Origin of the sequence: Paraburkholderia sp. 35.1 (assembly GCF_050436525.1) — a bacterium.
GTDB classification, from domain to species: domain Bacteria; phylum Pseudomonadota; class Gammaproteobacteria; order Burkholderiales; family Burkholderiaceae; genus Paraburkholderia; species Paraburkholderia tuberum.
This window is the reverse complement of record NZ_JBNDMJ010000003.1, coordinates 1,412,569-1,432,482: the sequence shown is the minus strand read 5'-3', so window position 1 is coordinate 1,432,482 and position 19,914 is coordinate 1,412,569. Positions and strand designations below refer to the sequence as shown.

Sequence of the window (19,914 nt, the reverse complement as noted above, 5' to 3'; positions counted from 1 at the left end):
TTACGCTTCTTCCGCGACCTGCTGACGCGCGGCCAGCCGGTTTTCGAGGTAGTGGATGCTGGTGCCGCCTTCGACGAACTTCGCGTCGAGCATCAGCTCACGGTGCAGCGGGATGTTGGTCTGAATACCTTCGACCACCATTTCCGACAGCGCGATGCGCATCCGCATGATCGCCTGTTCGCGCGTGGCGCCGTAAGCGATCAGCTTGCCGATCATCGAATCGTAGTTCGGCGGCACGAAATAACCATTGTAGGCGTGCGAATCGACGCGGATGCCGGGACCGCCCGGCATATGCCACGAGGTCAGGCGTCCCGGTGACGGCGTGAACTTGAACGGATCTTCGGCGTTGATCCGGCATTCGATCGCATGGCCGCGGAACTGGATGTCGCGCTGACGGAACGTGAGCTTCTCGCCGGCCGCGATGCGGATCTGTTCCTGCACGATGTCGACACCGGTGATCAGTTCGGTCACCGGATGCTCGACCTGCACGCGCGTGTTCATTTCGATGAAGTAGAACTCGCCGTTCTCATACAGGAACTCGAAGGTGCCCGCGCCGAGATAGCCCATCTTCTTGCACGCGTCCGCGCAACGATCGCCGATGCGGTCGATCAGACGGCGCGCGATGCCCGGCGCCGGCGCTTCCTCGATCACCTTCTGGTGACGGCGTTGCATCGAGCAGTCGCGCTCGCCCAGCCACACGGCGTTCTTGAACGAGTCGGCCAGCACCTGGATTTCGATGTGCCGCGGGTTCTCGAGGAATTTCTCCATGTAGACCTGCGGGTTGCCGAACGCGCGGCCGGCTTCCTCCCGGGTCATGATGACCGCGTTGACGAGCGCCGCTTCCGTGTGGACCACGCGCATGCCGCGGCCGCCGCCGCCGCCCGCCGCCTTGATGATGACCGGATAGCCGACCTGGCGGGCGATCTTCACGATTTCTTTCGGATCGTCCGGCAGCGCGCCTTCCGAACCCGGCACGCAAGGCACGCCGGTCTTGATCATGGTCTGCTTGGCCGTGACCTTGTCGCCCATCATGCGGATCGTTTCCGGACGCGGGCCGATGAAAGTGAAGCCGGACTGCTCGACGCGCTCGGCGAAGTCGGCGTTCTCCGACAGGAAGCCGTAGCCGGGGTGGATCGCTTCGGCGTCGGTGACTTCGGCCGCGCTGATCAGCGCGGGCATGTTCAGATAGCTCAGATTCGACGGTGCCGGGCCGATGCAGACCGCCTCGTCGGCGAGCTTCACGTACTTGGCTTCCTTGTCGGCTTCCGAATAGACGACGACCGTCTTGACGCCGAGCTCGCGGCAGGCGCGCTGGATACGAAGCGCGATCTCGCCACGATTGGCAATGAGGATTTTTTCAAACATAGCGGGTTTTCGACTCATCAATGGGCGCCGGGTCGGTCACGACGCCGGCTGCCGCAGAGGATCGGTCGCGCGCCTCGGGACGAGCGGCGCGCGGGCGGCAAATCGTGCGTGCCGCGTTAGCCGACCACGAACAGCGGTTGGCCGTATTCGACCGCCTGGCCGTTTTCGACGAGGATTTCCTTGACCACGCCGGACTTGTCCGACTCGATCTCGTTGAGCAGCTTCATCGCTTCGATGATGCAGATGGTCTGGCCTTCCTTGACCGTGTCGCCGACCTGCACGAACGGATCGGCGCCCGGCGACGGCGCGCGGTAGAACGTGCCGACCATCGGCGAGGTGACGACGTGACCCTGCGGTGCGGCGGCGGCCGGCGTGGCCGGAGCGCCCGCGGGGGCTGTGGGTGCTTCGACAGCGCCGAACGGTGTCGGTTGTGCGAATTGCGGTACGGCGTATGAGGCGGACGGCTGGACGTAAACCGGCGGCGCATTCTTGACGATGCGGACCTTGCCTTCGCCCTCGGTCACTTCGAGTTCGGAAATACCGGACTCCGAGACGAGGTCGATCAGAGTTTTGAGTTTACGTAGATCCATCAGGTTGCCCCTTTTCAATGCGTAGTGTGCCGGCGTGTGCAAGTCGCAGTAGCCGGCTCAAATTGGACGTGTTTGGATTCAGCCGTGCGACGACCCGGCCGCGAGCCGGTCGAGCGCGAATTCGAGCGCGTACAGATACCCCTTCCAGCCGAGGCCGCAAATGACGCCCTCAGCCTGGTCGGAGAAATACGAGTGATGCCGGAACGGTTCGCGGCGATGCACGTTCGACAGATGAATCTCGACGAACGGGATGCCGACCCCCGCCAGTGCGTCGCGAATGGCCACGCTCGTGTGTGTGTACGCGGCGGGATTGATCAGGATGAAATCGGTTTGCTCGGTGCGGGCCGCCTGAATACGGTCGACCAGTGCGCCTTCGTGATTGCTCTGAAACGACGCGAGTTCGACGCCTGCGTCGGCTGCGCGGTCCGCCAGCGCCTGATCGATCTGCGGCAGGGTCACGCGACCGTAGACCTCGGGTTCCCGGCTGCCGAGAAGATTGAGGTTGGGTCCGTGCAGTACCAGCAGTCGCGTCATGGTCGCTTCTTTTTCCGTGGAATTGCGCGCACTTTAGCGCTGATTAGAGAAACTTGTCTAGTTTCGCGCGCGTACGCGGCGACGGCCGGCGCGGGCCGCCGCGCAGCCTTGGGTCCAACTTCACTCAAATTCGGGAATTATCCGCGTATTTTTGCTCGTTCTGCACGGAATCGCATGCCAAAAAGCATAGCGTGGGAAATCGGGAAATTTACAGCGCGTCGAGCGTCTGACGCAGCGCCGTCGGGTCGATCTGGCCCAATTTTGTCGAGCGGATGTTGCCTTTTGCGTCGATCACGACGGTAAACGGCAAACCGCCCGCATTGTTGCCGAACGCGCGCGCGAGGTCGGCGCCCCCGAAGCCGGTCACGTAGATGGGGTACGCGACCTTGACCTTCTGCAGGAAGGTCTGGATGTTCTTTTCCGAGTCGACGCCGAGGCCGACGAACTGGATGCCTTTCTTCGCATACTCGCGCTGGATCTGCGACAGCGCCGGCATTTCCTCGACGCACGGAGCGCACCACGACGCCCAGAAGTTGACGACGATCGGGTGGCCCTTGAGCAGGTTCAGCGACTGCGGTTTGCCGTCGACGTTCGTGACCGGCGCAGTCCACAGTTGCTGCACGGGACTCGCAGAGGTGGCAGGCTGCGCTCCGGCCTGCGCCCCGGCCTGCGCCCCGGCCTGCGCCGCGTTCGCGAAGTCGGAACCGCGATTGAGCCAGTGATTGGCCAGTACGCCGCCGCCCGCGGCAATCAGCGCGACGAGCGCGCCCGCCAGCATACGTCTCGTATTCATCGTGCTCCGTTCTGTCTGATCAATTGGTGAAGGACGGCACTTCGTCGCCGTCGAGCAGCGCCTGCACCGCCGGCAAATTGGCCCGCGCCGTGCGGCCGCGCGCGTCGGCGCGTACCGCGCCACGCAGGTCGTCGGTTTCGTACAGCGCGACGTGGATGCCGACCGGCTCGGCGTTGCGCTCGCCCGCGGGGCGCCACAGAAAGCTCAGCGTCTCTACGTAGCCGCGGCCCGCGAAGTGGCGCGTTTCCGACACGTCGTACTGGATGTTTGCATTGAGCATGTAGATCGCGACTTCCTTCGGGTTGTCGCAAAACACCTGCAGATGCACATCCGAATGCTCGCCGGCCGTACCGCCGAGCACCGCGCCCGTCAGATACGGATTGAACGGCGCGAGCCGCTCCATCCAGTCGACCGCGATCATGCGCAGGCGCCGCAGCAGCGCCGGCTGGCTGTCGCTCTGGAACAGCGACTGATATTCGCGGATTTCTTCTTCGATCTGATCGTTGTCCGGCAGCCATTCGCCGGCAACACGAGTCTCGCCGACGACCTGCCGGGCCGCCTTGCGCTTCGCGCTGGCGTAATCCAGGCCGTCTTCGGCAATCAGGCGTGCCGCCGCGATTGCGATTTCCTCGCGCACGCGCTGCGGATCGAAATGTGATTTGCGGACCATCCTTGCATGATACTCGATCGAGCCTGCGACGCGGTTCGGCGGCCCGCACGGGGCGGCGCCTGGCGTGGCCGGCAGGGGGCAGCGCGCGTCGCGTCGGTTACAATAGGCGTCCTTTGCAGACGGACGTTCCGACCGTCCTGTGGCTCTCTCATCCCTCGCAAGAAACGCCCCCGCGGCACGACAGGCTTATGCATATCCACATCCTCGGCATCTGCGGCACCTTCATGGGCGGTCTCGCGGTGCTCGCGCGCAATGCGGGCCACACGGTGACCGGCTGCGACGCCGGCGTCTATCCGCCGATGAGCACGCAGCTCGAGGCGCAAGGCATCGGTCTGATCGAGGGTTATGACGCGGACCAACTGAACGGCCTGAACGCGGATCTATTCGTGATCGGCAACGTGGTCACGCGCGGCAACCCGCTGATTGAAGCCATTCTGGACCGCGGCCTGCCGTACGTGTCCGGTCCGCAGTGGCTCGGCGAGCACGTGCTGAACGGCAAATGGGTGCTGGCCGTGGCCGGCACGCACGGCAAGACCACTACGAGCTCGATGCTGACCTGGCTGCTCGAAGACGCGGGCCTGAACCCCGGCTTCCTGATCGGCGGTGTGCCGCTGAATTTCGGCGTGTCGGCGCGGCTCACCGATTCGAGCTTCTTCGTGATCGAAGCCGACGAATACGACACCGCATTCTTCGACAAACGCTCGAAGTTCGTCCATTACCGCCCGAAAACGGCGGTGCTGAACAATCTCGAATTCGATCACGCCGACATCTTCCCCGATCTCGCCGCGATCGAAACGCAGTTCCATCATCTGATCCGCACGGTGCCGCGCTTGGGCCGCGTCGTCACGAACGGCCGCGAGAACGCGCTCGAGCGCGTACTGACGCGCGGCTGCTGGAGCGAGGTCGAGCGCTTCGGCGTCCAGGGCGGCTGGGAGATCCAGGCGGCGCAGCAGGGCGTGCCCGTCGACGAACGCTTCGCCGTCTATCACAACGGCGAGCGCGTCGGCGTGGTCGACTGGCAGGTGCAGGGCGAGCATAACCGCCTGAACGCGCTCGCCGCGATCGCCGCCGCGCGCCATGTCGGCGTGCCGCCCGCGCAGGCCGCGAAGTCGCTGTCCGGCTTTCGCAACGTGAAGCGCCGCATGGAAGTGCGTGGCAGCGTCGAGGGTGTGACCGTGTACGACGACTTCGCGCATCACCCCACCGCGATCGAGACGACGGTGGCCGGCCTGCGCGCGCGGGTCGGCCGCGACAACACGCGAATCCTTGCGGTGCTGGAACCACGCTCGAACACGATGAAGCTCGGCGTGATGAAAGCGCAACTGCCGGCGAGCCTCGCCGACGCCGATCTCGTGTTCGGCTACGGCGCGCCGAGCGGGCGCGACGCGCTCGGCTGGAACCTCGGCGAAGCGCTCGCGCCGCTCGACGGCAAGGCGCAGGCGTTCGACAACCTCGACGCGCTCGTGAAGGCGGTGGTCCACGCGGCGCGCCCCGGCGACCAGATTCTGGTGATGAGCAACGGCGGCTTCGGCGGCGTGCATCAGAAACTGCTCGACGGTCTTTCGACGCGAGGCGCGTCGTGATTCTGTATCTGCACGGTTTCCGTTCGTCGCCGAATTCGTTCAAGGCGCGCCTGCTCGCGGCGCGTCTCGCCGAGCTGGGCCGCGCCGACGAGTGGTGCTGCCCGATGCTGCCGGTGTCGCCGTTCGAGACCGTGGCGCTCGCCGAATCGCTGGTCGCCGACGCACGCGCGAAGGGCGATGCGCGGCAGGTGACCGTGATCGGCAGTTCGCTCGGCGGCTACTTCGCCACCCATCTGGCCGAGAAACACGGCTGGCCGGCCGTGCTGCTGAACCCGGCGGTCGTGCCGCAGCGCGACCTGAGCGCGTATCTCGGCGAGCAGCCGTTGTGGCACGGTGGCGGCAGCATCGTCGTCGAGCCGCATCATCTGGATGAATTGCGCGCGCTCGGCGTGGCGTCGATCACGCAGCCCGAACGCTATTATTTGATGGCAGCCACCGGCGACGAAGTGCTCGACTACCGCGAAATGCTCGCGCACTATCCGGGCGCGCGCACCACGCTGATCGAGGGCAGCGACCACGCGATCAGCGAGTTTGCGCAGTATCTCGACGACGTGCTGGCCTTTTGCGACGCCGAATATGTCGAGCCGCCGGCGCCGCGCGCGGCGGCCTGACGGCATGCAAGGGCGGCGGCACCGAACCCTGCCAGGACGTCAGTCAGAGAGGCACACCGACCGCCACCGCTGGTCGCAAGATTCAACCCGCTGGCACGCGCAGTGCGCGCCGCGGATTCACTATCACGAACAGGTTGCCGTGCCGCGCATGCAGTGATCGATCGCCACAGGGCGTCGGGCGCGACGGCAGACGCAAGTCAGAACGAGAGTATTGAGTGAACGTCTTCTTCGAGGAATCGGGCAGTTTCAAGGCCGGCAGCGTGCTGTCGCGCCAGGGCGACGCGTTTCAGGTCGAGTTGCCGGGCGGGCGGCGCGCGAAGGTGCGCGCGAAGGATGTGCTGATCGAGTTCGAGAAGCCCACCGCGGCCGAACTGATGCAGCAGGCCGACGCGTTGGCGCAAGAGATCGATCTGGACTTCCTGTGGGAATGCGCGCCGGACGATGAATTCCCGTTCGCGACGCTGGGCGCCGAGTACTTCGGCGCGAGCTTCGGCGCGATCGAGCGCGCGGCGCTGGTGCTGCGCATGCACGGCTCGCCGGTGTACTTCCGCCGCAAGGGCCGCGGCATGTACCAGCGCGCGCCGCAAGAGCAACTGAAGATGGCGCTCGCGGGCCTCGAGCGCAAGCGTCAGCAGGCGCTCGTGCAGGCGCAGTACGAGGAAGAGCTGAAGGCAGGCCGTCTGCCTGAAGCGTTCGCGGGCGGCAAGGGGCTCGCGCTCCTGACGAAGCCCGACAAGAACACGATCGAGTACAAGGCGCTCGAGGGCGCCGCGGCCGCGCGCGGCATCTCGCAGGCGCGGCTGATGCTCGAATGCGGCGCGATCGCGTCGCCGCGGGCGCTGCACGAAGCGAAGTTCCTGTCCGAGTTCTTCCCGCACGGCACCGGCTTCCCGTCCGTCGCGGCCGCGAACGTGCCCGACGATCTGCCGCAGGCGGACGTCGAGGCGTTCTCGATCGACGACATCACCACGACCGAAATCGACGACGCGTTCTCGGTCGAGCATCTGGCCGACGGCCGTGTGCGCATCGGCGTGCACATCGCCGCGCCGGCGCTCGGCATCCAGCGTGGCGACGACGTCGATGCGATTGCGCGCGCGCGTCTGTCGACGGTCTACATGCCCGGCGACAAGATCACGATGCTGCCCGACAGCGTCGTCGACACCTTCACGCTTGCCGAGGGTGGGTATCGGCCGGCGCTGTCGCTGTACGTGATCGTCAATCGCGAGACGCAGGAGATCGTCGCGAGCGAAACGCGCGCCGAGCGCGTGTTCGTGAAGAACAATCTGCGCCACAACACGCTCGACGAAATCGTCACCGAGAAGGCGCTCGCCGAGGGCACCGGCGAGTATCCACACAAGGACGATATCGCCGTGCTGTGGCCGTTCGCGCAAGCGCTGTTCGAAAAGCGCCAGACCGCGCGCGCCGGCTACGGCCTGCGCCGCGAAGTGCAGCGCAATACCGACTTCAATTTCTACGTCGACGGCGAGCACGTCACGATTACGCCGCGCCGGCGCGGCTCGCCGCTCGACACGATCGTCGCCGAGCTGGCGATTCTCGCGAACTCGTCGTGGGGCGGGTTCCTGCACGATCACGGCGTGCCGGGCATCTATCGCACGCAGCGCGCGTTCGGCGTGCCGAGCGGCCCGAAGCGCACGCGCATGCAGACCAACGCCGCGCCGCACGAAGGGCTCGGCGTCACGCAGTACGCGTGGAGCACGTCGCCGCTGCGCCGCTACGTCGACCTCGTGAATCAGTGGCAGTTGATCGCGTGCGTGCAGCATGGCGTGACCGCCAAGCTCGCCGCGCCGTTCAAGCCGAAGGACGCCGATCTGTTCGCGGTCGTGCAAGGCTTCGACGACACCTACACCGCGTACGCCGACTATCAGCGTCGCATGGAGTACTTCTGGTGTTTGCGCTGGCTCACGCAGGAAAACCGCAAGCAGGTGGTCGCGTCGGTCGTGAAGGGCGACCTCGTGCGTCTCGAGGAAATTCCGCTGCTGCTGCACGTGCCGGGCCTCGGCGTGCATGCGCGCGGCACGCGTTTGCAGATGGAAGTCATGTCGATCGATGAACTGACGATCGAAGCGTCGGTGCGTCTGTTGCACGTGCTCGATGCACCGACCGTGACGAGCGGCGCCGAAGCCGAAGAAGGCGAGGACGAGAGCGAGGAAGAGTTGCTCGACGCATCCGACGACAGCGCCGAAAGCGAAGCCGAAGCTGAAGCGGAAGCCGAAGCCGACGGCGGCAATCCCAACGACAACCCCAGCGCAGACGAATCCGCGGCGACCGGCGACGGCAACGACGCCGCGAACAACGCCGACAACGACCAACACATCACGGAGCCGGGACGATGAGCGGCAACCCAACGCGCGAGCGCTACGCGGTCATCGGCAACCCCGTCGGGCATAGCAAGTCGCCGTTCATCCACGGCCGCTTCGCCGCGCAAACCGGCGAGCCGGTCGAGTACGGTCATCTGCTCGCGCCGCTCGACGCGTTCGTGCCGCACGTGCGCGCGTTCATCGAAGCGGGCGGACGCGGCCTGAACGTGACGGTGCCGTTCAAGCTCGACGCGCATGCATTCGCGAATATGCTGTCGCCGCGCGCGGCGGCGGCGGGTGCGGTCAACACGCTGCGGGTCGACGCCGACGGCATCTACGGCGACAACACGGACGGCGTCGGGCTCGTGCGCGACATCGAGGTGAATCTCGGCGTGTCGCTCAAGGGCGCGCGCATCCTGCTGCTCGGCGCGGGCGGGGCCGCGCGCGGTGTCGTGCTGCCGATGCTCGAGCGCGCACCGCATACGCTGACGATCGTCAATCGCACGGCGCAGAAGGCCGAGGCGCTGGTCTACCAGTTCGCGCAGGCTGCCAGCGGCGCGCACTGCCGTCTGACCGGCGGCAGCGCGCGCGCGATCGAAGCGGGCCGGTACGACGTGATCGTCAACGCGACCGCGGGCAGCCTCGATGCGTCGCTGCCCGAGTGCGACGATTGCGCGTTCGGCAACGGCACGCTCGCCTATGACATGATGTACGGCGCGCATCCGACCATCTTCATGCAGCACGCGGCGAAACTCGGCGCGCGCGGCGCCGACGGACTCGGCATGCTGGTCGAGCAGGCCGCCGAATCGTTCTATGTGTGGCGCGGCGTGCGTCCGGACAGTGCGCCGGTGCTCGCCGAATTGCGCGCGCTGCTGACGGCGCCGTCGCCCGCGTGACGTCGGCGCGCGGATAGCACGCACCATGACAGCGACGCGGCGCGCCAGCGGTTCGCGCGGCCAGTCCGGCCCGCTGCGCTGGCTCGCCTGGTTGACCGCGGTCGTGGCCATCGCCTGGCTCGCGACGCAGGCGTACTACTTCGCGCAGATCGCAATCTGGAACGTCGTCAATCCGCGTTCGACCGCGTTCATGCGCTCGGACGCATGGCGTCTGTCGCAGGACCGGCCGGATCTGTCGGTGCAGCGAACGTGGGTGCCGTACGAGCAGATTTCGCGCAACCTGAAGCGCGCGATCATCGCGTCCGAAGACGCGAACTTCGTCAACAACAAAGGCTACGAAACCGACGCGATCCTGCAGGCGTGGGAGCGCAACAAGGCGCAAGGCCGGATCGTGCGCGGCGGCTCGACGATCTCGCAGCAGCTTGCGCGCAACCTGTTTCTGTCGCGCGAGAAAAGCTATATCCGCAAAGGCCAGGAGCTGATCATCACGTGGATGCTCGAAACGCTGATGGACAAGCAGCGCATCTTCGAGATCTATCTGAACTCGGTCGAATGGGGCAGCGGCGTGTACGGCGCCGAGGCGGCCGCGCAGTACTACTTCAAGACCTCGGCGAGCAAGCTCACGGCCGCGCAGTCGGCGCGGCTCGCGGTGATGCTGCCACGCCCCAGGTATTTCGATGAACACAGAAATTCGGCGTATCTCACGCAACGCGCGCGCGTGATTGCGCGGCGGATGGGCGCGGCTGAATTGCCGGATTGAAAGAGCCCTCGATCTCGTTGTCCTGCTTCGAAGCCCGCCTCGCGCGGGCTTTTTTCGTCAGCAGACCGCGACCGCGACAGTTCGCTAAACATTCGATCGCCCACTAAAATCTCACTATATGGACTCAACATTCACATATTGGTGATTCTCAAAAGTCGCCCTACAATCCAAGCCAACATGCATCGCAAGTCGGCGCCCCAGCGCGCCGAAACAGCGAACAGCGACAGAAAAAAAACCGGAGACGAGACCGACCATGTCTGGCAGCCAACCACAGCAGCCGCGCGAGCGCGGCGCCGCACCCGTTTCCGCCCTGTTCTCCGGCCCCGCGCGCTAAGCGCAGAAACCATCCGAAGGCGAATCGCCATGAACAAAGCGATGCCCACTCCCGCCGCCAGCGCGACCGAGGCCGCGCAGGGCTCGAACGGCGGGCCGAACAGTGCCGCGAATCCGGCGCTGAATTCCGCGCCGCGCGAGGCTTCAGCCGTCACCGCCAATGTCGCCGCCAGTGCGTCCGCTACCGCGAGGGCGTCGCGCCCGGTGGCGCGCGCGGCGACCGTCGACGGTCTCGGGCTGCCGGTCACGCTGCTGGAAATCACGCCGCAGCAGGCCGGCACGCAGACGCTGTTGCGCGGCCTTGCGATTCTCGAGGCGGCCGCGGCCGGTGTGCGCGATCTGCGCAGCTTCGGCGCCGCGCTCGGCACGACCCGCAGCACCACGCACCGGCTCGTCAGCAGCCTCGTGCAGGCGCGCTATCTGCGCCAGGTGCAGGGCGGCTATCTGCTCGGGCCGAAGCTGATCGAGCTCGGCACGATCGCGCTCGAACAGATGCCGCTGACCGCCGTCGCGCGTGCGCACCTCGAGTCGCTGGCCGGGCAGACGCGCGACACGATCCACCTCGGCGTGCGCGACGGCGACGACGTGCTGTACATCGACAAGATCCCCGGCACGCGCGGCCTCGAAATGCGCTCGCGCGTCGGCCATCGGATGCCGCTCGCGTCGACCGGCATCGGCAAGGCGATGATGCTCGACCTCGCGCCGGACGCATGGCAGTCGCTGTTCAACGCGTCGCGCCGCGCGCTCGCAGGCGTCAGCTTCAAGCCGGACAACCGCCCCGATGCGCCGACCTTCCTGCAGCGCATGACGAACTACGCGGCCGGCGGCTACACGTTCGATCTCGAAGAGAACGAAGCGGCGATCCGTTGCGTCGCGGCGCCGGTGCGCGATGCGTCGGGCGCGATCGTCGCGGCGTTGTCGGTGGCCAGCACGATTCCCTATATGCCGCTCGAACGGATGGACGAACTGATTCCGGTCGTGCAGCGCGAGGCGCGCGCGATTTCGGAAGAACTCGGTTGGCGCGCACCGCGACCGGCCACGCGCAGGATCAAGCGATGAAACAAGCGGGCACCGCCACGCCGGCGAACCACCGGGCGCCCGCCGCGCCCGCCTCGGGCGTGAAGCCGGACGCGACCGCCGCCGCCGATACCGCCGCCGTCGATTTCACGCACGCCGCGCTGATCGCGCTCGACTGGGGCACGACGTCGCTGCGCGCCTATCTGTTCGACGCGCACGGTCGCGTGCTGGCGACGCGCGCATCGACGGCCGGCATCATGAATCTGCCGCGTAGCGCGGCCGAGGGCGGCTTCGACGCCGCGTTCGACGACGCCTGCGGCGCATGGCTCGACCATGCGCGCGGCGTGCCGGTGATCGCGGCGGGGATGGTCGGCAGCGCGCAGGGCTGGCTCGAAGCGCCGTATGTCGAGACACCCGCGAACGCCGATGCGTTGGTGGCCGGTATCGTCCGCGTGCAGACCGCGCGCGGCGCGACGCTGCATATCGTGCCGGGCGTGCTGCAACGCGGTGAATTGCCGAACGTGATGCGCGGCGAGGAGACGCAAATTTTCGGCGCGCTCAGCGCGGACGCGGACGGCGTGCACGACGCGAACTCGGTCGACAGCAACGCCCGCTCGCTGATCGGCCTGCCCGGCACGCACGCGAAATGGGCGGTCGTGCAGGCGGAGCGCATCGAGCGTTTTCATACGTTCATGACCGGCGAGGTGTTCGCCGCGCTGCGCGAGCACACGATTCTCGGCCGCACGATGGTCACGCCGGATCGCCCGGATACCGAAGCATTTCTGCGCGGCGTGAACATCGCGCGCGAGCAGGGCCAGGCAGGTGTGCTCGCGACCGTGTTCAGCACGCGCACGCTCGGCTTGACCGGCGCGCTGTCGAGCGAGGCACAGCCGGACTATCTGTCGGGCCTGCTGATCGGGCACGAACTCACCGGCCTCGAAGCGGTCCTCGCGCAGCAAGGCAGCTCGCTCGCGCAGCAGAGTCTGCGGCTGATCGGCAACGAAGCGCTGTGCGAGCGCTACCGCCTCGCGCTCGCGCAATTCGGCTGTCTGCGCGCGGAGCCGGTCAGGCATGCAACCGAACGCGGCCTGTGGCGCGTCGCCGTCGAAGCGGGGCTGGTCCGGCCGTCCGCCCAGGCGGCGCGCGCAGGCTGACCGGCGGCAGAGCCCTTTACGACGCTCACGAAACAAGGAACCGACATGCAACCACACATCAATCTTCCCGCACCGTACATGCCGCACGCGGGTCTGATCGCCGCGTTCGAAGCCTGTCCGCTGATCGCGATCCTGCGCGGCGTCACGCCCGCCGACGCGGCCGATCACGGTCAGGCCCTGTACGAAGCCGGTTTTCGCATCGTCGAAGTACCGCTCAATTCGCCGCAGCCGTTCGACAGCATCTCGGCGATCCGCAAGGTGCTGCCGGCCGACGCGATCGTCGGCGCGGGCACGGTGCTGCATCCGCTGTTCGTGGACGATGTGAAGGCCGCGGGCGGCGAACTCATCGTGATGCCGCACAGCGATCCGGAAGTCGTGATCGCCGCGAAGGCGCGGGGCCTCGCCTGCGCGCCCGGCGTCGCGACGCCGACCGAGGCGTTCATCGCGCTGAAGAACGGCGCGGACGTGCTGAAGATGTTCCCCGCCGAGCAGCTCGGCTGCCAGGTCGTCAAGGCATGGCGCGCGGTGATCGCCGCGCAGGTGCCGCTCGTGCCGGTCGGCGGCGTCACGCCGGACAACATGGGGCCGTTCCTGAGCGCCGGCGCGAACGGTTTCGGCCTCGGCTCCGCGCTGTACAAGCCGGGCCAGAGCGCGGCGGTGACCGCGTCGCATGCGAAGGCGTTCATCAACGGTCTGCGGATCGCCCGCGCGGGCGTGAAGAAATGAACCGGCTCGCCGGCAAAGCCGCTCTCGTGACGGGCGCTGGACGAGGCATAGGCGCGGCGATCGCGCTGGCGTTCGCGCGCGAGGGCGCGGCGGTCGTGCTGGCGGAACTCGACTTCGACACGGCGCAGCGCACGGCCGCGCAGATCGAGGCAGACGTTGGCGCCGGCGCGCGCGTGCTCGCGGTGCAGACCGACGTGACGCAATCCGCGTCGGTGCGGCACGCGGTCAGCGAAGGCGAACGCGCGTTCGGCGCGCTCGACATCCTCGTCAACAACGCGGGCATCAACGTGTTCTGCGATCCGCTGACGATGACCGACGCCGACTGGCGGCGCTGCTTCGCGGTCGATCTCGACGGCGTGTGGAACGGCTGTCGCGCGGTGCTGCCGGGCATGGTCAAGCGTGGCGCGGGCAGCATCGTGAACATCGCGTCGACGCACGCGTTCAAGATCATTCCGGGCTGCTTTCCGTACCCGGTCGCGAAGCATGGCGTGATTGGCCTCACGCGCGCGCTCGGCATCGAGTACGCGCCGCGCAACGTGCGCGTGAACGCGATCGCGCCGGGCTACATCGAAACGCAGCTGACGCACGACTGGTGGAACGAGCAGTCCGATCCGGCCGCCGCGCAGCAGGCGACACTCGATCTGCAGCCGATGAAGCGCATCGGCCGTCCGGAGGAGGTAGCGATGACCGCGGTGTTCCTCGCGTCGGACGAGGCGCCGTTCATCAACGCGAGCTGCATTACCGTCGATGGCGGACGCTCGGCGCTGTATCACGACTGAATTTGCGTCGCCAAAAGACGCACAAAACACCGGACGACGCGCTGGCCGCGTGTGTCAGACCGGTACAAGAAGACGCGGCCGAGTACCTTCTCGTTATCAATTAGTCAGGAGACACGCATTATGAAACGCAGAATTTTCCTCACGCTGGCAGCGGCGGCGGCGGGTGTGCTCTTCAACGCACCGGTCGTACAGGCCGCCGATTCGGTCAAGATCGGCTTCCTCGTGAAGCAGCCGGAAGAGCCGTGGTTCCAGGACGAATGGAAGTTCGCCGAGATCGCCGCCAAGCAGAAGGGCTTCACGCTCGTGAAGATCGGCGCGCCGTCGGGCGAGAAGGTGATGAGCGCGATCGATAACCTCGCCGCGCAGAAGGCACAGGGCTTCGTGATCTGCACGCCCGACGTCAAGCTCGGGCCGGGCATCGTCGCGAAGGCGAAGGCCGACGGCCTGAAGATGATGACGGTCGACGACCGCCTCGTCGACGGCGCGGGCAAGCCGATCGAAGCGGTGCCGCACATGGGCATCTCGGCGTATAACATCGGCAAGCAGGTCGGCGACGGCATCGCGGCTGAAATCAAGAAGCGCGGCTGGGACATGAAGGACGTCGGCGCGATCGACGTGACCTACGAGCAGTTGCCGACCGCGCATGACCGCACCACCGGCGCGACCGACGCGCTGGTCGCAGCGGGCTTCCCGAAAGCGAACATCGTCACCGCGCCGCAGGCGAAGACCGACACGGAAAACGCGTTCAACGCCGCCAACATCGCGCTGACGAAGAACCCGCAGTTCAAGCACTGGGTCGCTTACGCGCTGAACGACGAAGGCGTGCTCGGCGCGGTGCGCGCGGCGGAAGGCCGTGGCTTCAAGGCCGACAACATGATCGGCATCGGCATCGGCGGTTCGGAGTCCGCGATGAACGAGTTCAAGAAGCCGCAGCCGACGGGCTTCTACGGCACCGTGATCATCAGCCCGAAGCGCCACGGCGAGGAAACCTCGGAACTGATGTACGCGTGGATCACGCAGGGCAAGGAACCGCCGCTGCTGACGCTGACGACCGGCATGCTGGCGACGCGCGACAACGTCGGCGAAGTGCGCGAGAAGATGGGCCTCGCGTCGAAGTAATCGCAAGACTGGCGGTGGTATGAAGTACACCGCCGGCGCGTCGCTTTCCCTGCCTGGCGCAAGAGACGGCGCGCCGGCGGCGAGAGAAGATCTGCGGTAGACAGACGGACCGTCCGCGATACGCGTACGGTCAACATGAGGCAGCAATATCTTGCAGGGGACCAGAGTAAGCGCTAAAGCGCTAACTCCGGTCGACAAGGAGGCGAAGTGTCAGCGACGCTACGTTTTGACAATATCGGCAAGGTTTTTCCAGGCGTGCGTGCGCTCGACGGCGTGTCCTTCGACGTCAACGTCGGCCAGGTGCACGGCCTGATGGGCGAAAACGGCGCCGGGAAATCGACGCTGCTGAAAATTCTCGGCGGCGAGTATCAGCCCGATTCGGGCCGCATGATGATCGACGGTAACGAGGTGCGCTTTCCGAGCGCGGCCGCGTCGATCGGTGCCGGCATCGCGGTGATTCACCAGGAACTGCAGTACGTGCCCGACCTCACGGTCGCGGAGAATCTGCTGCTCGGCCAGCTGCCCAATGCGCTCGGCTGGGTCAACAAGCGCGAGGCGAAGCGCTTCGTGCGCGAGCGGCTCGAAGCGATGGGCGTCGCGCTCGATCCGAACGCGAAGCTGCGCAAGCTGTCGATCGCGCAGCGGCAGATGGTCGAAATCTGCAAGGCGCTGATGCGCAACGCGCGCGTGATCGCGCTCGACGAGCCGACCAGCTCGCTGTCGCATCGCGAGACCGAGGTGCTGTTCAAGCTGGTGCGCGATTTGCGCGCCGACAAGCGCGCGATGATCTACATCTCGCATCGGATGGACGAGATCTACGAGCTGTGCGACGCGTGCACGATCTTCCGCGACGGCCGCAAGGTCGCGTCGCATCCGACGCTCGAAGGCGTGTCGCGCGACACGATCGTCAGCGAGATGGTAGGGCGCGAAATTTCGGACATCTATAGCTATTCGGCGCGGCCGCTCGGCGAAGTGCGTTTCGCGGCGAAGGCGATCGAAGGTCATCCGCTCGCGCAGCCGGCGAGCTTCGAGGTGCGGCGCGGCGAGATCGTCGGCTTCTTCGGACTCGTCGGCGCGGGCCGCAGCGAGCTGATGCATCTGGTGTACGGCGCCGAGCATCGCAAGGGCGGCGAACTCATACTCGACGGCAAGCCGATCAAGGTGCGCAGCGCGGGCGAGGCCATCAAGCACGGCATCGTGCTGTGCCCCGAGGATCGCAAGGAAGAGGGCATCGTCGCGATGGCGAGCGTCGCGGAGAACATCAACATCAGCTGCCGCCGTCACTATCTGCGCGCGGGCGTGTTTCTCGATCGCAAGAAGGAGGCGCAGACGGCCGACCGTTTCATCAAGCTGCTGAAGATCAAGACGCCGCATCGGCGGCAGAAGATCCGCTTCCTGTCGGGCGGCAACCAGCAGAAGGCGATTCTGTCGCGCTGGCTCGCCGAGCCCGATCTGAAAGTCGTGATTCTCGACGAACCGACACGCGGCATCGACGTCGGCGCGAAACACGAGATCTATAACGTGATCTATCAGCTCGCGGAGCGCGGCTGCGCGATCGTGATGATTTCGTCGGAATTGCCGGAAGTGCTCGGCGTGTCCGACCGGATCATCGTGATGCGCCAGGGCCGCATTTCCGGCGAGCTCGCGCGCAAGGACGCGACCGAGCAGTCGGTGCTGAGCCTTGCGCTGCCGCAAAGCTCGACCGCTCTGCCTGAAAACGCGAATGCCAATGCCGCCAACCAGAGCGCGTCGCGCGCGGCCTGAACCTTATCCGGACGCGAGTCCGCAACCCGTGGGGAACGGGGAGGAGTATTGAACATGCAAGCCAGAGAAAACCTCGCGCAGCAGACCGCCAAGAGCGCGGCCGACGCGCTGATTCCGCAGACCGGCGACAAGGCCAAATGGTGGCAGCAGATCACGGAATACAGCCTGATCGTGATCTTCATCCTGATGTTCGTCACGATGTCGCTGACCGTCGATCATTTCTTCTCGATCGAGAACATGCTCGGCCTCGCGCTGTCGATCTCGCAGATCGGCATGGTCGCGTGCACGATGATGTTCTGCCTCGCGTCGCGCGACTTCGACCTGTCGGTCGGCTCGACCGTCGCGTTCGCCGGCGTGCTGTGCGCGATGGTGCTCAACGCGACCAACAGCACGGTCATCGCGATCATCGCGGCGGTCGCGGCGGGTGCGATGATCGGCTTCGTCAACGGCGCGGTGATCGCGTACCTGCGCATCAACGCGCTGATCACGACGCTCGCGACGATGGAAATCGTCCGCGGCCTCGGCTTCATCGTGTCGCATGGGCAGGCGGTCGGCGTGTCGTCGGATACGTTCATCGCGCTCGGCGGCCTGACGTTCTTCGGCGTGTCGCTGCCGATCTGGGTCACGCTGATCTGCTTCATCGTGTTCGGCGTGATGCTTAACCAGACCGTGTACGGCCGCAATACGCTGGCGATCGGCGGTAATCCGGAAGCGTCGCGGCTCGCCGGTATCAACGTGGAGCGCACGCGCGTCTACATCTTTCTGATCCAGGGCGCGGTCACCGCGCTTGCCGGCGTGATTCTCGCGTCGCGTATCACGTCGGGTCAGCCGAACGCCGCCGAAGGCTTCGAGCTGAACGTGATCTCCGCGTGCGTGCTCGGTGGCGTGTCGCTGTTGGGCGGCCGCGCGACGATTTCCGGCGTCGTGATCGGCGTGCTGATCATGGGTACGGTCGAGAACGTGATGAACCTGCTGAACATCGACGCGTTCTATCAGTACCTGGTGCGCGGCGCGATCCTGCTCGCGGCCGTGTTGCTCGACCAGTTGAAGAACCGCGGCTCGCGCGATTGAGTCGCTTTCACCCCATCCCAAGCACATCCAAGCTCATAAAGGAATCGAACGATGTCGTCTCCGGCCAATGCAAACGCCAGCCTCGCTGACACCGCGTACGCGCGCTATCCGAGCCTCGTCGACCGTACGGTGCTGATCACGGGCGGCGCGACCGGCATCGGCGCATCGTTCGTCGAGCACTTCGCGGCGCAGGGCGCGCGCGTCGCGTTCTTCGATATCGACGCGAGCGCGGGCGAAGCGCTCGCCGACCAGCTCGGCGATTCGAAGCACAAGCCGCTGTTTCTGGCCTGCGATCTGACCGATGTCGACGCGCTGCAAAAAGCGATCGCCGACGTGAAGGCCGCGCTGGGTCCGATCCAGGTGCTCATCAACAACGCTGCGAACGACAAGCGCCATCAGATCGGCGACGTGACGCGCGAGTCCTTCGACGCGGGCATCGCCGTGAACATCCGCCATCAGTTCTTCGCGGCGCAGGCCGTGATGGAGGACATGAAGGCCGCGCGTAGCGGCTCGATCATCAACCTCGGCTCGATCAGCTGGATGCTGAAGAACGGCGGCTATCCGGTGTACGTGATGTCGAAGTCGGCGGTGCAGGGGTTGACGCGCGGACTCGCGCGCGACCTCGGCCACTTCAATATCCGCGTCAACACGCTGGTGCCGGGCTGGGTGATGACAGACAAGCAGCTGCGCCTGTGGCTCGACGACAACGGCCGCCGCCAGATCAAGGAAGGCCAGTGCATCGACGCCGAGCTGATGCCGGCCGACCTCGCGCGCATGGCGCTGTTCCTCGCCGCCGACGACAGCCGCATGATTACCGCGCAGGACATCGTCGTCGACGGAGGCTGGGCGTGAGCGCCAGCCCGCGCGTGCAGCGGGCCACGCTGCTGCTCGACGCGCAATGCGAGCTCGGCGAAGGCGCGACCTGGTGCGCGAGGAGCGGCCGCTTCTACTGGACCGACATCGAAGGCGCGCGGCTGTGGCGCTACGATCCGGCCGACGGCCGCAGCGATTCGTTCGACATGCCCGAGCGGCTCGCCACCTTCGCACTGTGCGAAAACCCGCGCTACGTGCTGCTCGGGCTCGCATCGCACCTCGCGTTTTTCGATCTGCAGACAGGCAGCACACAGCGCATCGTCGACGTCGAGCCCGGCATGAATACACGGGTCAACGACGGCCGCTGCGATCGGCAAGGGCGTTTCGTGTTCGGCACCAAGGACGAAAGCGGGCAACGGCAGACGGTCGCCGGCTTTTATCGGTTGAATCACGATCTGTCGCTCGAACGTTTACCGTTGCCAGCGCCGGCGATTTCGAACAGCATCGCATTCAGTCCCGACGGCGCGACGATGTACTACTGCGATTCGCCGACGCGTGAAATCCGCGCGTGCGACTATCGCGCGGACGGCGGCATCGCGAACGATCGCCTGTTCACTCGCCTGACCGATGCGAACGGCATCCCCGACGGCTCGACCGTCGACAGCGACGGCGGCCTGTGGAACGCGCAATGGGGCGGCGCGCGCGTGGTGCGTTACGGCCCCGATGGCGTGGAAACCGAGCGCATCGACGTGCCCACCACGCAGCCGAGCTGCGTCGCGATCGGCGGTGCCGCGCTCGGCCAGGCCACGGGCAGCGCCCAGGGCGAGACGGCGCTCGACACGCTGTACATCACGAGCGCCTACGCCGAGCTCGATGCGACGGCGCGCGCGGCCGACACGCTCGCGGGCGACCTGTTCGTCGCGACGCTCGCGCGGCGCGGTGTTGCGGAGCCGCTGTTCCAGGGCGCGCCTATCTAGCGCAGAATGACGCAGCCCCGGCCGCACGCCGGGGCCGCGAT

The 19,914-nt window shown here is 66.3% G+C and carries 19 protein-coding genes; 14 read left to right on the top strand and 5 right to left on the bottom strand.

Going from position 1 to position 19,914, the window contains the following annotated elements; all coding sequences use genetic code 11:
• The 5 genes from accC to OKW27_RS26650 all read right to left on the bottom strand — a co-directional run bounded on the left by accC (window position 1) and on the right by OKW27_RS26650 (window position 3,952).
• Window positions 1-1,365 (bottom strand): acetyl-CoA carboxylase biotin carboxylase subunit, encoded by a 1,365-nt coding sequence (gene accC, locus OKW27_RS26670; RefSeq protein WP_090801904.1) that lies wholly within the window; start codon window positions 1,363-1,365, stop codon window positions 1-3.
• A gap of 116 nt (window positions 1,366-1,481) precedes the next feature.
• Complete coding sequence (accB, locus tag OKW27_RS26665; RefSeq protein ID WP_429335338.1) at window positions 1,482-1,955, bottom strand: acetyl-CoA carboxylase biotin carboxyl carrier protein; 474 nt, start codon at window positions 1,953-1,955, stop codon at window positions 1,482-1,484.
• 78 nt (window positions 1,956-2,033) lie between these two features.
• Window positions 2,034-2,489, bottom strand: a complete 456-nt coding sequence (gene aroQ / locus OKW27_RS26660) for a type II 3-dehydroquinate dehydratase (protein WP_429335337.1) — start codon at window positions 2,487-2,489, stop codon at window positions 2,034-2,036.
• A 208-nt stretch (window positions 2,490-2,697) separates the two neighbouring features.
• Window positions 2,698-3,282 (bottom strand): TlpA family protein disulfide reductase, encoded by a 585-nt coding sequence (locus OKW27_RS26655; RefSeq protein WP_429335336.1) that lies wholly within the window; start codon window positions 3,280-3,282, stop codon window positions 2,698-2,700.
• A 19-nt stretch (window positions 3,283-3,301) separates the two neighbouring features.
• Window positions 3,302-3,952 carry a UDP-N-acetylmuramate--alanine ligase gene (locus OKW27_RS26650; protein ID WP_090801898.1) on the bottom strand — a complete coding sequence of 217 codons (651 nt, stop codon included), beginning with the start codon at window positions 3,950-3,952 and terminating at the stop codon, window positions 3,302-3,304.
• A 188-nt stretch (window positions 3,953-4,140) separates the two neighbouring features.
• Here OKW27_RS26650 and mpl point away from each other — a divergent pair, with 188 nt between their 5' ends.
• The 14 genes from mpl (at window position 4,141) to OKW27_RS26580 (ending at window position 19,873) form a co-directional block, all read left to right on the top strand.
• Complete coding sequence (gene mpl / locus OKW27_RS26645; RefSeq protein ID WP_090801897.1) at window positions 4,141-5,535, top strand: UDP-N-acetylmuramate:L-alanyl-gamma-D-glutamyl-meso-diaminopimelate ligase; 1,395 nt, start codon at window positions 4,141-4,143, stop codon at window positions 5,533-5,535.
• Complete coding sequence (locus OKW27_RS26640; RefSeq protein ID WP_429335335.1) at window positions 5,532-6,146, top strand: YqiA/YcfP family alpha/beta fold hydrolase; 615 nt, start codon at window positions 5,532-5,534, stop codon at window positions 6,144-6,146. Before mpl ends, OKW27_RS26640 begins: the two co-directional genes overlap by 4 nt.
• A 215-nt stretch (window positions 6,147-6,361) precedes the next feature.
• Window positions 6,362-8,500 (top strand): ribonuclease catalytic domain-containing protein, encoded by a 2,139-nt coding sequence (locus OKW27_RS26635; RefSeq protein ID WP_429335334.1) that lies wholly within the window; start codon window positions 6,362-6,364, stop codon window positions 8,498-8,500.
• The gene (gene aroE, locus OKW27_RS26630) at window positions 8,497-9,360 is read left to right on the top strand and encodes a shikimate dehydrogenase (RefSeq protein WP_429335333.1); all 864 of its coding nucleotides are present in this window, start codon (window positions 8,497-8,499) and stop codon (window positions 9,358-9,360) included. Before OKW27_RS26635 ends, aroE begins: the two co-directional genes overlap by 4 nt.
• 25 nt (window positions 9,361-9,385) lie before the next feature.
• Window positions 9,386-10,120: a monofunctional biosynthetic peptidoglycan transglycosylase gene (gene mtgA / locus OKW27_RS26625; protein WP_184058505.1), complete on the top strand. Its 735-nt coding sequence runs from the start codon at window positions 9,386-9,388 to the stop codon at window positions 10,118-10,120.
• 363 nt (window positions 10,121-10,483) lie between these two features.
• On the top strand, window positions 10,484-11,512 hold the full coding sequence (locus tag OKW27_RS26620; RefSeq protein WP_429335332.1) for an IclR family transcriptional regulator: 1,029 nt from the start codon (window positions 10,484-10,486) through the stop codon (window positions 11,510-11,512).
• Window positions 11,509-12,624 carry a 2-dehydro-3-deoxygalactonokinase gene (locus tag OKW27_RS26615; RefSeq protein ID WP_429335331.1) on the top strand — a complete coding sequence of 372 codons (1,116 nt, stop codon included), beginning with the start codon at window positions 11,509-11,511 and terminating at the stop codon, window positions 12,622-12,624. Before OKW27_RS26620 ends, OKW27_RS26615 begins: the two co-directional genes overlap by 4 nt.
• 45 nt (window positions 12,625-12,669) lie before the next feature.
• On the top strand, window positions 12,670-13,350 hold the full coding sequence (locus OKW27_RS26610) for a 2-dehydro-3-deoxy-6-phosphogalactonate aldolase (RefSeq protein ID WP_090801888.1): 681 nt from the start codon (window positions 12,670-12,672) through the stop codon (window positions 13,348-13,350).
• Window positions 13,347-14,129 carry an SDR family oxidoreductase gene (locus tag OKW27_RS26605; RefSeq protein WP_429335330.1) on the top strand — a complete coding sequence of 261 codons (783 nt, stop codon included), beginning with the start codon at window positions 13,347-13,349 and terminating at the stop codon, window positions 14,127-14,129. The genes OKW27_RS26610 and OKW27_RS26605 overlap by 4 nt, the downstream gene beginning before the upstream one ends.
• A 120-nt stretch (window positions 14,130-14,249) precedes the next feature.
• Window positions 14,250-15,248 (top strand): arabinose ABC transporter substrate-binding protein, encoded by a 999-nt coding sequence (locus OKW27_RS26600; protein ID WP_187609987.1) that lies wholly within the window; start codon window positions 14,250-14,252, stop codon window positions 15,246-15,248.
• 207 nt (window positions 15,249-15,455) lie between these two features.
• Window positions 15,456-17,012: an L-arabinose ABC transporter ATP-binding protein AraG gene (gene araG / locus OKW27_RS26595; RefSeq protein WP_429335329.1), complete on the top strand. Its 1,557-nt coding sequence runs from the start codon at window positions 15,456-15,458 to the stop codon at window positions 17,010-17,012.
• A gap of 54 nt (window positions 17,013-17,066) precedes the next feature.
• The gene (gene araH / locus OKW27_RS26590) at window positions 17,067-18,083 is read left to right on the top strand and encodes an L-arabinose ABC transporter permease AraH (RefSeq protein ID WP_090801882.1); all 1,017 of its coding nucleotides are present in this window, start codon (window positions 17,067-17,069) and stop codon (window positions 18,081-18,083) included.
• 51 nt (window positions 18,084-18,134) lie between these two features.
• The gene (locus tag OKW27_RS26585; RefSeq protein ID WP_090801880.1) at window positions 18,135-18,935 is read left to right on the top strand and encodes an SDR family NAD(P)-dependent oxidoreductase; all 801 of its coding nucleotides are present in this window, start codon (window positions 18,135-18,137) and stop codon (window positions 18,933-18,935) included.
• Complete coding sequence (locus OKW27_RS26580; protein ID WP_187609985.1) at window positions 18,932-19,873, top strand: SMP-30/gluconolactonase/LRE family protein; 942 nt, start codon at window positions 18,932-18,934, stop codon at window positions 19,871-19,873. Before OKW27_RS26585 ends, OKW27_RS26580 begins: the two co-directional genes overlap by 4 nt.
• The last annotated feature ends 41 nt before the right edge of the window (window positions 19,874-19,914 follow it).